Here is a 16065-nt window from a genome sequence, read left to right on the forward strand (position 1 = left end):
ATAATTCTTTGACTATTTGGTAATTTATATATATAAGTTCAGATAAGTTTTTAATACTTGAGAAACTTTTTACTTATCAGTGAAAGAAAGCTACGAATTAGCAAGCTTATGATGCAGCGCAAGGAATCTAGTATCAAAAAGTTTTATAAAATTAGGTTAATTCTAAAATGTAGGTAATCCAGTGTTTGGCATATAGAATAATCCCCAGCTGCTTGTCAAAAACATTTTTGTTTATATACAGTAGACCATCTATTTTAGAGAGGTGATGTGAATGAAGATGGGAAAACAACTTTTGAGTATAGGAAACTTCATATTTTTATTATTAATCATGATGAGTAGCTCTAAGGATGAGCTTTATATTTTGACGCTAGTGCAACAATATTTAGGCGCTTTAGATGGGATAGAAGTTGGATCAGATGATGAAACGATTGTAGATCTTAATATTTTCCATACGAATGATATTCATGGAGGTGTGGATGAAAATATCGGATTTGCAAAATTTAAACATTTTATCAATCTAGCTAATGAGTATACAAGAGCAGAAGGATACCTTGTTCTTGATGCCGGTGATATATTTCATGGAACGCCATTTGCTACAGTAGAATTAGGGGAAAGTGTTGCACAGGTATTAAAGGTTGTTGGATATGATGCGATGTCACCTGGGAACCATGATTTCAACTATGGACAAGATAGACTAGTTGGGCTTGGAAAAGTAGCTGACGTTGAATTATTAGCGGCTAATGTAAAAACGATAGAGGGGAAGTTACGCTACGGGGATTGTTTTGTCAAAGAGATTGGAGGAATGAGTGTTGGATTGTTTGGGCTGACGACACCTGAAACGGTGACTAAAACGAATCCTGAAAATGTAGTGGGCTTAACATTTGGGACAGAGGAAGAGATTGTAGCAGAAGCTAAATTAATGGTTCAAGTGTTACAAGAGAGGGGAGTTGATGTGATTATTGGCCTAATGCATATGGGAATTGATACAGATAGTAGGATTAAATCGACAACAATCGCCAGTCAGGTTGATGATATTGATTTGATTATCGATGGTCATAGTCATTCTGAGTTAAATCAATATGAAATCGTAAATGGGACCATATTAACGTCAACGGGTGAACATTTTAAAAATGTTGGCGTGGTTACTATCCAGTATGATTTGATGGCAGATGAAATAATTAAGTTAGTACCACATCAAATCTCGATGAAACAACTTGAAAAATGTGAAGAGGATACTGAAGTCAAGTCAGTCATTGATAGGATAAAAAATAACCAAAAATCAATTTTGGAAGAAGTTATTGGCACAACGGCTATTAAATTAGAGGGAGGTCGTTCTTCTGTTTTAAATGGCCATACGAATTTAGGTCATTTATTAACTGCTGCTATGTTAAATGAAACACAAGCTGATATTTCACTCATCAATGGTGGAACAATTCGTGATTCAATAGATGTTGGAATGATTACGAAAGGTGATGTATTGAAGGTTTTACCCTTTAGTAATCATATCGTAACGGTTGAAATGACTGGGAAACAACTTATTGAAATTCTAAATAAAGGATTAGTAATAGGTAGTGGAAGATTTCTTCATTTTGCAGGTCTCTTAGTTGAAGCTAAATTAGTTCAAGAAGCGGGATGTCCTGATCGCTATGAAGTTTTATCCGTTCAGTTTAATCAGCAACCTTTAGAGTTAACCCAAACATATGTGGTTGCCATGAATGATTTCATGGTAGCAGGCGGAGACGATTATCAGATGAGTCAAAGTTCAAACCTATTAAATTCATTTGGTACGTTAGATGAAGCACTCATTTCATATGTTAAAGAGTATGGAGAGATAGCTATTTTAAATGCGAATCAAATCAATAATCTAATTATTTTAACGGAAGAAGATATGTTATCTGATGAAAATAAGGTAAATCATTAATATTTAGTCTCATTAGGAAAAGAAGTTGGATGATGAGTCAATTGAAGATGTCAAAAAAAGACGATTAGTTATAAAACTAATCGTCTTTTTTGAGTGAATTAAATTTATGAAGGATAAAGAAAAAATAGTATTTTTACAATTTTTTACTAATGGTTTACACTGAACAGTCTAATTCACAGAAAATTAATATTATTAATTTTTATTAACGATTCATTCATCTTCTCTTAAATTTCTACTGCTATAGTTTAAGTATCGTGTGAAAAGAGTGACTAGGGAGGAAGATTAATGCTTTTAGAATCAATTATTTCTACAAAGATTAAAACGGGAGGGCAAGAAAGGATTAGTGTAACTAAAAACAAACGGAATCTTATTAAAAAGATGGAGCCATTTTTTTACTTAGCACCAGCCTTTATCATCTTTTTGATTTTCGTGTTTTATCCATTTCTTAAAACTATTATGTTAAGTTTATCCACGACTAACTTAAGAGGAGAAATTAAATCATTTGTCGGATTAGAAAATTATATTGAGTTATTCACATCACCAGAGTTTTATAACTCAATTTTGGTAACATTCAAGTTTGTCTTAATGGTCGCAACACCAGCCGTTATTCTTGGATTTATTCTTGCTTTACTCACAAACAATCAATTAAAAGGAAATCGAGTTTATGAACTTTTATTTTCATTGCCCATGGCGGTTGCATCAGCTCCAGCCGCAGCTATATGGACGATGATTTTCCATCCTACCAACGGCATTTTAAATTTTGTGTTAGGACAAGAAATCGGTTGGTTAATTGATCCGAAGTATGCTCTTTTCTCAGTTGCCGTCGTCACGGTTTGGTTAAATCTTGGACTCAATTTTATTTTCTTAACGACAGGCCTCCGTAATGTTCCAGCAGAACTATTAGAAAGTGCTTCAATTGATGGGGCAAATTTTTTTCAAAAATTAAAAAATATCATTATTCCAATGGTATCGCCTCAAATGTTCTTAGTAATTTTCATGAATTTAATCAATGCTTTTCAGGCTTTTGGCCAAATCAAATTATTAACACAAGGTGGCCCAGGAGATTCAACGAATGTTTTAGTTCATTCCATTTATCGAGAAGCATTCTTTAACGGACGATTTGAAACAGCTTGTACGCAAGCCATTGTCTTATTCTTCATCATGATGATTGTCACTTTAATACAATTCAAATTTGAGAAAAAAGGAGTGCATTATCAATAATGAAAACATCTAAAAAAAATCGAGTTATTTTAACGATTGTTAATCTTGTGGTTGGAGTAATTATTATTGGACCACTTCTATATGCGGTGTCATTAAGCTTCATGACACCGGGAGAGATTTCACAGTATCCACCTAAGCTAGTACCAAGTAAGGTTACACTTGAAAATTATCACACGGCAATCAATAGTGTTCCTTTATTTAGATTTATTGTAAACAGTTTTGTTGTTTCAATCTTAGTTACAATCGGTCAAGTTTTTACCGCGAGTTTAGCATCATTCGCTTTTGCTTTCTACGATTTCAAAGGAAAGAAATTATTATTCTTAATGGTTTTATCAACAATGATGATTCCAGGGGAAACAACGATTATTTCGAATTTTTTAACGGTAAGTTCATGGGGATGGACAGATAGTTTACAGGTGTTAATTGTTCCATTTTTAACATCAGCGATGGGGATTTTTTTAATTCGCCAGTTCTACTTAACGTTATCTAAAGATTTAATTGAGGCAGCAAGAATTGATGGGTGTAGTAACTTCATGTTCTTAATCAAAATCTTAATTCCAATTTCAAAACCAGCGATTGCTTCTTTATCGATTTATACATTCATTAGTACATGGAATCAATATTTATGGCCATTGTTAACGATTAATAATGGAAATAATCGAACCGTACAAATCGGAATCAGTATGCTTCAGTTTGCTGAAGGGAGCAATTATGGTGTGGTATTAGCAGGGGCAGTTTTAATTTTAATCCCATCTATTTTAGTGTTTAGTTTAGGACAAAAATCACTTGTTCAAGGAATGACAGCGGGATCAGTAAAAGGATAAAAAGGGAGGAAATAGATAATGAAACGTAAATTATTACCAGTAGCAGGGGCCAGTATTTTAGCAACATCATTATTAGTAGGGTGTAGTGGAAGAAATGAAGTATTAAATTCAACTGATGCGACGAAATCGACCAGTAAAGTAACTGAGGTGACGTTTTGGCACTCTATGGGGGGGAAAGGTGGAGAAGCGATTGAGACTTTAGTATCTGAATTCAATAGTTCTCAAAGTAACATTAAAGTAGTGGCCGAGTATCAAGGCTCATATGATGATTCGATTAATAAATTAAAAAGTGCTGCTCTAGGAAACTCAGGACCAGATATTATGCAGTTATATGAAGTTGGGACAAAATGGATGATCGATAGCGGGTATGCAACGCCAATGCAAGAATTGATTGATCGTGATGGATATGATATTTCTTCCCTCGAAGAAAATATTTTAGATTACTATAAAATTGATGGAACGTTATATTCAATGCCATTTAATACGTCGACACCAATTCTTTATTATAATAAAACGGCATTTGAAGAAGTAGGATTAGATCCTGAAGTAGCACCAACAAACTTCGATGAAATTCTTGAATTTTCTAAAATGTTAAAGACAGAGACTCGCTATGGGTATTCAATGAGAGTATATGGATGGTTTTTTGAACAATTCTTAATTAAACAAGGTCTTGATTATGCGAATGAAGGAAACGGACGTGATGGGATTGCGACGTCGGTTGTTTTTGATGAAAATGGTGGGGCATTCAATATTATTCAGGGATGGAAAAATTTAATTGATTCAGGATATGTTTTAAATTTAGGGCGTAGTGATGATGCTGTTTTAGATGCGTTTGGCTCTGGGAAGGTTGCGATGATTATTGGATCAACTGCTTCTTTAACAGATATTAAATCAAAAGTAGGTGAATCATTTGATTTAGGGACTGCTTATTTACCATCAGTTTCTTCAACTGATGAAGGTGGTGTTTCAATTGGTGGGGCCTCATTATGGATCATGGATAAAGGAAGCGATGTGAAACAAGAGGCTGCCTTTGAATTCATTAAATTCATGGTGTCGGCAGAAAGCCAAGCAAAATGGGCAGCTGCAACAGGATATTTCTCTGTTACTAAAGACGCTTATGGCATTGAATCAATGCAAGAACATTTAGAAAAAAATCCTGAATTTTTAACAGCGATTAATCAACTAAGAGAATCTAATAATCAATCAGGAGCCCTTTTAGGCGTATTCCCAGAAGCTCGTGCTTCAATTGAAGAAAATATTGAAAAAGTTTTAAATAATGAAATTGATTCACAGACAGCAGTTTCTAACATTGCAAAAACAATTAATACGGCGTTAGAAAAATATAATAAAGCAAACAATTAAAAATGAGGGAATGTAAATGAATAAATCAATTTTCTTTGATGTGGATAATACACTCGTCTGTCGAGAAAAAAATATGATTTCAAAAAGTACCATACAGGCAATTAAATCTTTAAAAAAGAAAAATATTAATATAGCCATAGCAACAGGAAGATCTTTGGCTATGGTTAAACAAGAATCTTTTTATGACCTGTTTAAAACGATTATTTCTGCTAATGGTTCCTTAATTACTGTGAATGATGAAGTGATTTATAAAGAATACATGAATCAAAGGTTAGTCAGAGATCTTTTAACGGTTTTTGAAAAAAATCAAACGCCCTATTGTATTCATTTTCTTCATGAGAGTAAAGGAAAACTAAATCAGGCCTGGGTAGCAGAGTTTTCAATTAAATACAATATGCCGTTAGGATACTTAGAAGAAGATATTTTAAATCAAATTGAAAAGTATGAAATCTTTCAAATTAATGCATATATTAAGGATAGTGAAATTGAAATGATGCGTCAATCTTATCCACAGTTTAGTTTTGTAAAGCTTATTGATATTGAGGACGGATACGATATTTTCAATAAACATTGTAGTAAAGGGAGCGCAATTCGTTATCTTAGGTCACATCAAAGTGGTAAGGAGATGGAGTACTATGCTTTTGGGGATGGATTTAATGATTTAGAGATGTTTGCTGAGGTGGATTATTCAATTGCGATGGGGAATGGTTGTGATTTATTAAAGGAAAGAGCAACTTACGTAACGGATAGCATCCATGAGAATGGTATTTACAACGCTTTAAAAAATTTGAAATTAATTTAGAAAAACGACTTCATTTCAGGAGACAATGTGTTATTTTATAAGGATAGTTTTTAAATTGGGATCGTCGTAAAGTTAAAAATGTGAGGTGTGTTTATGATTAATTTTGCTCACCGAGGAGCGAGTGGAGATTTTCCTGAAAATACGTTACTTGCTTTCTTAGAAGGAATTAAAGCAGGAGCGACAGGAATTGAGCTTGATGTTCATAAAAGTAAGGATAATCAATTAGTCGTTATTCATGATGAGGATGTTGAGAGAACACTTAGAGGAAAAGGTCTTGTTCAAGATTTTACGTTAGAAGAATTACAAGCCCTAAAGACGAGAAAATTATTATTTCAAACAGTGGATAACTGTAATGTCCCAACGCTTGAGAAAGTCTTTAAGTTAATCAAGCAACATAGCGTGATTTTAAATATTGAATTAAAAACAGATGAAATTCACTATGTGGGAATTGAAGAGGATGTCATCTCATTAATTCATCAATATGGATTAGTCGATCAAATTTTGATTTCAAGTTTTAATCCTGAATCGATTCGTATTTGTAAAGAACTCGATGAACGGATTAAAACAGGCCTGTTGTATGATGAACCCATTGAAAATGTCATTGAGTTTGCGAAAGTTTTAAAAGCTGATGCTATTCATCCTAATTTGAGATGGGTATCTGAAGATTTAATTAAAGAAGCTCATGCTAATGGTATTCTCGTGAATGTGTATACCGTGAATTCACCTTCCTATATGAGAAAGCTAATTCAAGCAGGCGTAGATGGAATCTTCACTGATTATCCGGCATTATTAGATGAAATTTTAAAATAGAAGAATTAATTTCATAAAAAATAAGAGAGCAGAATAATCTGCTCTCTTATTTTTCTTTATTTTGTATTTTTTGAAGTAGTGTGGCTAATCGTTTAGCACGCGTTTCTTCTTTTTTTGCTGAGTTGATTGAATCAATGTTTTTTTTCTGAACTGAGTAAGATAAAGAATTCCAAAATTCTAGATGTTGTGGATGTTGTTCAAAGAACGATTTGACCTCATCAGGTAGTTCGACAATACGAGGCAGTTCATCTTTTTTTAGTGTCACCGTAACAGTGTCACCGATTGTTTTACCGATTTGTTCACGAATTTCTTTCTTAATCCCAATGATGTGACAATCAGTTCCCATTTTTACAAGTGATCCACGATATTGGACTCCATCAAATGATGCAATAACTTTTACTCGTTTAGCGCCATAAACTTCTTCAACATTAAATGGAATCTCGATATAAGCTCCACCCTTTGTTTTTGCTTCTATTATTTTTGCATTAAATGCTTGCATCTCTTTATAACCTCACTTTAATAGTACGTTTTTAATGATATCAAATTCTTCAGAGATGGTCATTATTTTTTATATAAGGATTTAATCCAGCTATTTAATTTTTTAAGATGATGAATTTCTTCGTTAACAACCTTTGCTTGTTGATTTTGTTCATTAACTAAAATTTGATTGAGTTGTTCAATCACGGGATAGAGGTTCTCCCAATTACTTTTATGACGTAATGTTTCAATAATATCTGATAAATCAAGATGGGTAAGTAAAAGATTTTTCCCCCAAGCAAGATGACGATCGTCTTCATATAACGATTGGTTCACATAAAAATCAAATGTGTCTTTATCGTAATAATAATTAAATAAATTTAAATCAATTTTACATAGTTCGATAATAGCTTCAGGAACTTTTTGATTTTTCAATAACCGAATTGCTTCACGAAGTTGAAAAATATTCTCTTGATGAGCCTCATGAGGAAAAATACTGGATCCGTTCCATGAAAGGCGCACAAAACATTCCTGAATCTCTAGATAAATATAGTGAAGTTGCTTATTCAAATAATTGATTTCTTGATTGCTAAACTCGTTCTGATTCAAATAGTCATACAATTTCTTAGCACTCCATCTCGCTTTATGCATCTCAAGATATAGCGATTTATACTGATGGTATGTCTCATAATCAAGACTATTTTCAAGAGCCTCAAACAAAGCCTCGAAGTTAAAAGGCTTAATCTTCATTTGGTCGAAGAGGATAATGAGCGTTCCATAAAGCTTGTGACAGTATAAATAAGCTGCGGGACTAAAATGATTTTGAATCAAATCGTAATTAGTTCGATACGTTGTTTTGACGTACTCACTATCTGGACGATAACTAATCACAGTCGGAACCCCACTTTGAGAATAAGGAAAATCATCACTTAAAATAGTCGTTGGAGCATCAACGAGTGCTCCTTTTTTATAAGGACATCCCCGGACAAGCTTTTCAATAGATTGAATGATCCGTTGGTATTCATAAGTTGTTTTCATCATATGGGAATCACAATCATCTTGTGCGACAAATCCTTCTAAATTAATTGCAATAAAAGCTTTTTCAGCCCATTCCGGATGATTAAACCTTATTTGCTGATAACTACCGACTGACCAATTAAACGAAGAATTCGTCATCCCCCAAATTCTGGCGCTATGAGCAATAAAGATAATTGTCTTTTTAGGCTTATAATCACTCAAATTTAAAGTTCTCGCTAAACTGAGCAATAATCCGCAACCGCTCGCTCCATCATGGAAACTATGAAAAATTCCATCATAGTGAGCCATTACCAAAATTAACTCATCCGATTGCTCACCAGGAATTTCCCCAATCACATTATACGACTGCTGATCAGGAGTAACCGTATTATAACAATTTAAAATCACAGATAAACTTTCCCTTTTCCCAAGTCGTTTTTTCAACGCTTTAGCATCTTTTAAGCTCATTGAAAAAGTAGGGATGTTAGCAGGAGCAATAAAATTATCATAGTTAAGAGATTCTGTAATAATTTTATCGTCATTTTCAAATGGAGCAACAATGATTCCATAAGCTCCATTTTTTTTAGCTTGATAGGCTGAGACTCCGACCTGACATCCGATATATTCATCTAAATCAATTAATACCAACTTATCTTTAACATCGAGATCTTGATAATCAGATCGAGTTCCACGTCCAACATAAACAAGTTCAAATTCTTTGTTGGCAATGATACAGTTATTTGCATAAGAACTTAATGTAATTTTTTTAGGTTGTAATTTATCGACATAATATAAAGCGGCATTTTTAAAATCCCAGGAATCAATGTTAACTTGTTCTTTTCTGACGTTTTGAAGGCCAATATTTATAAATTCTTGAAATATGAAGTTGCTGGCCTCAGTTTCTGCCTGAGATCCGGCTGTTCTAAAACCAAGTTCTTCATTAGAACCAAAGTTGGCGAGGGTAGTCGCAACATAGGTAGCATATTCAACGTTGATTTTATCGTAAAAGATATCTAAGTCCTCTTGATAACTCATCGCTTCATCTCCTTATATTTAGCATTATTAATAATATATTAGGCGATGGCGTAATTGGTTACACTGTAGGCTTAAATTAGAAATTAAAGTTTATTATCATTGTTTTTTGTTTGTTAAAAGTTTGAAAAAATAAAAAAATGTGTACTTTTAGTGGTATTTTCTTGCTTATTTTGTATCAAAATGATGTAAAATTGATGTTTTTTGGAATATATTTCCGCTAGTATGTGGTAATCTTTTCTGGGTATAATTAATTATGTTTAACCATTTAAACTACCTCGCCTCATAGGGAGAAGAGCTAAATTTACAAGGAGGTAAGCATATGAGTAAGAAAAACGGCAAGAAAAAAGTAACAATACTCGATAGAGTAGAGAGAATTGGGAACGCGTTACCGCATCCAGCAACAATTTTCTTAATTTTATGTGGAGTAATCGTTGTATTATCAGCAATCTTAGCAGCATCAGGAGTTTCGGTAACGTACGAGGGGATTAATCGTACAACGAATGTTGTTGAGGAAATGACAGTAACAGTAAATAGTCTTCTTTCAAAAGAAGGTGTTCAATATTTATTTAAATCAGCAGTAAGTAACTTTACTGGATTCGCCCCACTTGGTACAGTTTTAGTAGCATTACTTGGGGTTGGTCTTGCTGAAGGAACTGGATTCATTTCAGCTTTATTAAAGAAATTAGTTATGAGTACACCAAAACGTTTAATTACGGTAGTTGTTGTACTTGCAGGGGTTTTATCAAGTATCGCATCTGATGCTGGATACGTAGTATTAATTCCTCTTGGAGCTATTATTTTCTTAAGTGTTGGACGTCATCCAATGGCAGGTCTTGCAGCGGCATTCGCTGGGGTATCTGGAGGATTCAGTGCTAACGTTATGGTTGGTCCTACTGATTCATTACTTGGAGGATTAACAACTGAAGGAGCTAAGTTATTTGATCCAAACTATGTAGTTGGGATGGAAGCGAACTGGTGGTTCTTAATTGCTTCAACAGTATTAATCACAGTTATCGGAACATTCGTGACTGAGAAAATCGTTGAACCACGTTTAGGAGCTTATAAAGGTGATGCAACAGTCGAAGAAAATTCAATGACTGTAACAAAAGAAGAAAAACGCGGATTAAAATTCGCTGGTATCGCAGCATTAGTTATCCTAGTAGGAATTATTGCTTTAGTGGGTCCAGCAAATGGATTATTACGCGGAACTGATCCAGGTGTACAAGGAATCTTAAAATCACCATTTATGGATTCATTAGTATTCATCATTGCATTATACTTCGGATTAGTTGGTATCGCTTATGGTGTTGGTGCTAAAACAGTTAAGAATGATAAAGACGTTATGAACTTAATGGGTAAAAGTATGGCTTCAATGGGATCATACATTGTGTTAGTATTCTTCGCTGCTCAATTCGTTGCTTACTTCAGTTATACTAACTTAGGAACAATCATCGCGGTTAAAGGTGCTGATATGTTACAAGCAATCGGATTACAAGGTATTCCATTAGTTATCTTATTTATCTTAGTAGTAGCATTTATCAACATCTTCATGGGATCAGCTTCTGCTAAATGGGCTATCTTAGCTCCAGTATTCGTTCCAATGTTAATGAAAGTTGGATTCACACCAGAATTTACGCAAATGGCTTATCGTATCGGAGATTCTACAACTAACTTAATCTCTCCATTAATGAGCTACTTCGCATTAATCGTAACATTCGCTCATAAATATGATAAAGATTCAGGAATTGGTACTTTAATTTCAACAATGGTTCCTTATTCAATCTCTTTATTAATTGGATGGACACTGTTATTAATTATCTGGTTCGTATTCAACTTACCATTAGGACCTGGAATCTCAATCTTTATGTAATAAAAATTAAAAGGCTTGAACATTTTGTTCAAGCCTTTTTTACATATATGGATGATCTGTTTTTTTCATTTCAATGACAATAAAATGTGAGTCATGTGTCGCCTCAATATGAACATGATCTTCTATAATTTCAAGAGAATCTTTCTCTTTTAATGCAATCCCGTTCACTTCTGAGAAGCCTTCGATTTGAAGAAGGTAAGCTTGACGATTCACCCCAACATTTATATCAGCCGTATTATGTTCGTCTAAAAGAATCGTATAGATATTAACGTCTTGATTTAGGGTAATAGGGGCATCATCTGTTAAATCAGATGCCATATGTAACCATTCATTATGACGTGCATCCCAATCAAAGTGATAGACTCCATATGTTGGTTGATGTCCTTTTTTATCTGGAGTAATCCACATTTCAAGAAGTCGAAGCGGTTCATCTTGATCGTTGTACTCACGATGTGTTGTACCGGTACCAGCGCTTAAGTATTGCATTTGTCCACGAGTTAAGTGAGTGGTATTGCCCATACTATCAGTATGAGTTAACGTTCCAGAGATAACGTATGTTAAAATCTCCATATCTTTATGGGGACAAGCTTCAAATCCACTATGTGGTGCAATCATATTATCATTTAAAACACGTAAGACACCGAAATTAAGATTCGCTTGATCGAAGTAATCAGCATAGGAAAAGTGGTATGTTGACTCAAGCCAATCGTAAACTGCACCACCCATGAACTGATGATCGAGTTTTCTGAGCATAGTATTTCACCCCATCTTAAAAATTAGGCATACGCCTACTCATAGTATTGATGAGTTAGCTGAAAGTATACTTCATATTACGATTAAATTCGACAGGAAATTTATTTCCCAGGTAACAAAAAGAAGTATAATTATCAAAGGAGAAAGGAGTAATCATATGGAACATAAGGTTTTAATTGTAGAAGATGATTTGAGCATTGCGCGTTTAATTAAATTAAATTTGAATTTAGCGGGCTATTTAACGGAATCAGTTGAGGATGGTTTATTAGCTTTTGAGCGAATTCAAAAAGAAAAGTTTGATCTTATTTTACTTGATGTGATGATTCCAGGAATGGATGGATTTAAGTTAATGGAAAAAATACGTCCCTTAAATATTCCGGTTATTTTTTTAACAGCAAAGACGTCGACGATGGATAAGGTAGACGGTCTACGTTTAGGGGCAGATGATTATATGGTCAAGCCTTTTGAAGCGATAGAGTTATTAGCTCGTATTGAAGCAGTTTTAAGAAGATATGGTAAAGTTCATAAATTGTTAACATATAAAAATATTACGGTGAATGATGAAAAGCGTGAAGTTGAGCTAAATGGTAACGTCGTGTATCTCACAGTGAAAGAATATGATTTGTTTTTAACACTGTTAAAAAATAAGAATATTGCCTTATCCCGTGAACAGTTAATTGAAAAAGTATGGGGAATTGATTATTATGGTGAAACTCGGACAGTTGATATGCATATTAATGCGCTACGTAAAAAGTTAGGGTTACAAGAGGAGATTAAAACAGTCTATAAAATTGGATATCGTTTGGAGGATTAATCGTGAAGATTTGGATTAAGATTACATTGTATTCGATGATTGTCTTTACGATTATTTTTAATATATCTGGGGTGCTCATTATTGAAGAGAATCATTCTAATATGCTAAATCAAGAAGTTGAAAGTACGCTTAGTCAGACGGATTCTATTTATAAAGGCATTGTCGCGATGGGGCCTGTTTTTAAGATTTATAATGATGAAAGTTATACCAAAGAGTTATTAAAGTCATATGCTCAAAATGTTGTTTATGGGAGTGGCAAAGAAATAAATTACATAGAAATTATTAATGATAGTAATGAGATGATTTATACGAATATTGATTTTAAATTGCCTGATAGACGTATTGAATATGATCAAATTAAGACAGATGAAATTAATTATATATTAAGGGAAATTGAGGGGAAAACTTATTTGTTTTCATCCATTTCAGTTCCAGTAGAACAGACGATTTATCGAATTTCTTATGTAAGAGATTTAACTCATTTATATATAAATAGAATTCAGGAATATCAGTTTTTTATCTTACTTGATGCCCTAGCGTTAGTAATCTATTTTATTTCAATGTTTGCAGTGAGCAAATCTATTACAAAACCGATTGAACGAATGGTTCATTCGACGAAAGTTATTGCAAGTGGCCATTATAACGAACGACTTCAGATTCGTACTCATGACGAAATGGGACGTTTAGCTCACGATTTTAATGAGATGGCTCAAGCAATTGAAATTAAAATTAACGAGCTTGCTAAAAGTAACGAAGATAAACAAAATTTTATTAATGACTTTACCCATGAACTGAGAACACCATTAACTTCAATTCTTGGATATACTGATTTTTTAAGAAAATCGCCATACAATGAAGAGTTATTTTTAGAAGCATTAGATACTATTTATAATGAAGGAAAACGATTGGAAACAATCTCAGTTAAATTGATGAATTTAGTATTACTTGAGAAGGAAAATCTTCCACTTCAAAGAGGAAATTTAAAAGATGTCATTGAATCCATTTTACCTATTCTTGAAATGAAGACCTCAGCGTATCATTTGAATTTGATTGTTAATTGTGAAGATGGTGAGTTTTTAATGGATGTAGATTTAATGAAATCTCTGATTATTAATTTAGTTGAAAATGCGATAAAAGCATCTCAAGAAGACCATAACATTTCGATTCGTTGTGAGTCGCTACAGAATGAAATTTTATTAATCGTTGAAGATGAGGGATGCGGGATTTCACCGCAACATCTTGATAAAATAACGCAACCCTTTTATATGGTAGATGAAGTCAGAACGACGAGAAATAATGGATTAGGTCTTGGGTTAGCAATTTGTAAAAAAATTATTCAGTTACATCAGGGAGAATTAATAATTGAAAGTCAGATTGATCAAGGCACAAAAATAATGGTCAAGTTTCTAAAGATAGGAGGGGAAGCATTATGAGAAAAATAATCTTTATTTTAGGATGTTTATTTCTTAGTGGATGTTCTCGGCTCTTTAATACGATTCAACTTGATACTTTGATGAGTCAAAAGATTGAAACAAATGCGTTAGATATTAGTTCTAATTACAATGGAATTGTTTCAGTTGATACGATTAAAGATATTAGTATTAAAGCTGTGAATAGCTACCTTCAAAAAAGTTTACAACTTGATAATGTTGCTATCGCTGTTCAGTTTTATGAATCTGAAACAATGGAAAATCTCATTTTAGAATGGAAACATAAGCCGTACCTCTTTTCTTTTTCAGAAGAAGTGATTGATAGTTTAAATGATGAATTGAGTGAAGGAATTTTTATTGTTGAAATGAAAGGTGAAACTTATGATTATCAAGTCATTTTAACGGCTAGTAGTGGTCAACTATTAGAGATTGATGATTGTTCAAAAGGAACTCGATTCTCTGATGGTGATAAAGTTGAGGTAGAGGAAGTGATAGCTATGTGTCAAAATTATATTGAGATGGTTATGGGAATTAATCCTGATACCCTTAGCTTTGAGATTGGAAGCTCTGATTTTTCTAATAATTATGAGTTAACGTATTATGATAAGCAAACAAAAGAACAATCTTTTTTATTAGAAGTAAATCCTTATACATTACGTATCGTGAGATGTTCACTTGGGTTTTGGTCGACGTTAAATTAAAAAAAGACGCATCTTAGGATGCATCTTTTTAAAACTTTACAACTTCTATATAACTTTTTTAAATCTTTCATAGATGCAATCGATATAATTGTCTCAATATGTTAGAGATTGACGAAAAGAGGGATGAAAATGCGATATAGAAATAGCAAACAAAAACCCCGATTTAAATATATAAAAATGAGTTTATTTATTTTACTCTTAACAGCTATAGGTGTATTGACGAATATAAAATTAAAAAAGGAAGACTTGATAGAGCCTGCTACATCAGAGATACAAGTTTTCGCACGAAGTATAGAAGAAGAGAAACAAAAATTGATTGTCATTGATGCGGGTCATGGAGATGAAGATCCAGGGAGTAGCATTTCAAATGTTGATGAAAAAGATCTTAACTTACAGATTGCGTTAAAACTAAAGAGTGCTTTAGAAGAAGAAGGATATGAAGTGATGATGACGCGAAGTGATGATACGTATTTAACGCTAACTGAAAGAGCAGAGTTTGCTAATGAAGTAGAAGCAGATTTATTTATTAGTATCCATCAAAATTCATATATCGATGATTCAACGGTTAGTGGAATTGAAGTTTATTATAATGAAAGTACTAAAACAGAGTCAGATGAGGTATTAGCTCAATTCATTCAAACTGAATTAGTTGAAACTACAGGTGCAAGAGATAGAGGAATTCGTGCTTATGATGAATTAGTGGTGACCAGAAAAACAGAAATGCCGGCTTGCTTAGTTGAGTTAGGGTATATGACCAATAAATCAGAGTTATCACTTCTTCAAAGTGATGCTTACCAATATAAACTTGTAACAGGAATGGTAAATGGAATTAATCAATTTTTTGAATCATGATTGGAGTAGATAAAATGTTTAATTTTGTAATGAAGTCGTTTATTTCCTCACATCCCTTGTGAGGAAGACACTATCTATTGAGAAAAAACTCTCGACCTAAATTCTTCTTATCCTGATGATAAGAGAATAAATTTATTCCCCTAAGCTGAAATAAACATATAAAAAATGAACCCATC

General features: G+C 33.2%; 14 protein-coding genes. 11 read left to right on the forward strand and 3 right to left on the reverse strand.

Features of this window, described 5'->3' with window-relative positions; translation table 11 throughout:
• Positions 1 to 277 precede the first annotated feature (277 nt).
• The 6 genes from HMPREF9402_RS03725 to HMPREF9402_RS03750 all read left to right on the forward strand — a co-directional run bounded on the left by HMPREF9402_RS03725 (position 278) and on the right by HMPREF9402_RS03750 (position 6940).
• Positions 278 to 1921: a bifunctional metallophosphatase/5'-nucleotidase gene (locus tag HMPREF9402_RS03725; protein ID WP_238526643.1), complete on the forward strand. Its 1644-nt coding sequence runs from the start codon at positions 278 to 280 to the stop codon at positions 1919 to 1921.
• Positions 1922 to 2206: 285 nt separating this feature from the next.
• Positions 2207 to 3142 (forward strand): carbohydrate ABC transporter permease, encoded by a 936-nt coding sequence (locus HMPREF9402_RS03730; RefSeq protein WP_006783921.1) that lies wholly within the window; start codon positions 2207 to 2209, stop codon positions 3140 to 3142.
• Positions 3142 to 3966 carry a carbohydrate ABC transporter permease gene (locus tag HMPREF9402_RS03735; RefSeq protein WP_009606524.1) on the forward strand — a complete coding sequence of 275 codons (825 nt, stop codon included), beginning with the start codon at positions 3142 to 3144 and terminating at the stop codon, positions 3964 to 3966. Before HMPREF9402_RS03730 ends, HMPREF9402_RS03735 begins: the two co-directional genes overlap by 1 nt.
• An 18-nt stretch (positions 3967 to 3984) precedes the next feature.
• Positions 3985 to 5328 (forward strand): ABC transporter substrate-binding protein, encoded by a 1344-nt coding sequence (locus HMPREF9402_RS03740; protein WP_006783923.1) that lies wholly within the window; start codon positions 3985 to 3987, stop codon positions 5326 to 5328.
• Positions 5329 to 5344: 16 nt separating this feature from the next.
• Positions 5345 to 6130 carry a Cof-type HAD-IIB family hydrolase gene (locus HMPREF9402_RS03745; protein ID WP_009606517.1) on the forward strand — a complete coding sequence of 262 codons (786 nt, stop codon included), beginning with the start codon at positions 5345 to 5347 and terminating at the stop codon, positions 6128 to 6130.
• A gap of 93 nt (positions 6131 to 6223) precedes the next feature.
• The gene (locus HMPREF9402_RS03750) at positions 6224 to 6940 is read left to right on the forward strand and encodes a glycerophosphodiester phosphodiesterase (protein ID WP_006783925.1); all 717 of its coding nucleotides are present in this window, start codon (positions 6224 to 6226) and stop codon (positions 6938 to 6940) included.
• A 46-nt stretch (positions 6941 to 6986) separates the two neighbouring features.
• On the opposite strand, the gene HMPREF9402_RS03755 is transcribed toward HMPREF9402_RS03750, so the two are convergent.
• Both HMPREF9402_RS03755 and HMPREF9402_RS03760 read right to left on the reverse strand, forming a co-directional pair.
• Positions 6987 to 7439 carry a YdeI/OmpD-associated family protein gene (locus tag HMPREF9402_RS03755; RefSeq protein WP_006783926.1) on the reverse strand — a complete coding sequence of 151 codons (453 nt, stop codon included), beginning with the start codon at positions 7437 to 7439 and terminating at the stop codon, positions 6987 to 6989.
• A 62-nt stretch (positions 7440 to 7501) separates the two neighbouring features.
• The gene (locus HMPREF9402_RS03760; protein ID WP_009606521.1) at positions 7502 to 9469 is read right to left on the reverse strand and encodes a M28 family peptidase; all 1968 of its coding nucleotides are present in this window, start codon (positions 9467 to 9469) and stop codon (positions 7502 to 7504) included.
• Positions 9470 to 9788: 319 nt separating this feature from the next.
• Between HMPREF9402_RS03760 and HMPREF9402_RS03765 the strand changes: the two genes are divergently transcribed.
• Positions 9789 to 11339 carry an AbgT family transporter gene (locus HMPREF9402_RS03765; protein WP_006783928.1) on the forward strand — a complete coding sequence of 517 codons (1551 nt, stop codon included), beginning with the start codon at positions 9789 to 9791 and terminating at the stop codon, positions 11337 to 11339.
• A 39-nt stretch (positions 11340 to 11378) separates the two neighbouring features.
• Here the strand turns inward: HMPREF9402_RS03765 and HMPREF9402_RS03770 are convergent, their stop codons facing one another.
• On the reverse strand, positions 11379 to 12092 hold the full coding sequence (locus HMPREF9402_RS03770) for a pirin family protein (RefSeq protein WP_006783929.1): 714 nt from the start codon (positions 12090 to 12092) through the stop codon (positions 11379 to 11381).
• A 157-nt stretch (positions 12093 to 12249) separates the two neighbouring features.
• Here HMPREF9402_RS03770 and HMPREF9402_RS03775 point away from each other — a divergent pair, with 157 nt between their 5' ends.
• The 4 genes from HMPREF9402_RS03775 (at position 12250) to HMPREF9402_RS03790 (ending at position 15889) form a co-directional block, all read left to right on the forward strand.
• Entirely contained in the window at positions 12250 to 12906 is a 657-nt protein-coding gene (locus HMPREF9402_RS03775; protein WP_009606522.1) for a response regulator transcription factor, read from the forward strand.
• A 2-nt stretch (positions 12907 to 12908) separates the two neighbouring features.
• Positions 12909 to 14339 carry a sensor histidine kinase gene (locus tag HMPREF9402_RS03780; protein WP_006783932.1) on the forward strand — a complete coding sequence of 477 codons (1431 nt, stop codon included), beginning with the start codon at positions 12909 to 12911 and terminating at the stop codon, positions 14337 to 14339.
• On the forward strand, positions 14336 to 15037 hold the full coding sequence (locus HMPREF9402_RS03785) for a hypothetical protein (RefSeq protein WP_006783933.1): 702 nt from the start codon (positions 14336 to 14338) through the stop codon (positions 15035 to 15037). The genes HMPREF9402_RS03780 and HMPREF9402_RS03785 overlap by 4 nt, the downstream gene beginning before the upstream one ends.
• Positions 15038 to 15166: 129 nt before the next feature.
• The gene (locus tag HMPREF9402_RS03790; RefSeq protein WP_006783934.1) at positions 15167 to 15889 is read left to right on the forward strand and encodes an N-acetylmuramoyl-L-alanine amidase family protein; all 723 of its coding nucleotides are present in this window, start codon (positions 15167 to 15169) and stop codon (positions 15887 to 15889) included.
• The last annotated feature ends 176 nt before the right edge of the window (positions 15890 to 16065 follow it).

Origin of the sequence: Turicibacter sp. HGF1, from assembly GCF_000191865.1 — a bacterium.
GTDB classification, from domain to species: Bacteria; Bacillota_I; Bacilli_A; order MOL361; family Turicibacteraceae; genus Turicibacter; species Turicibacter sanguinis.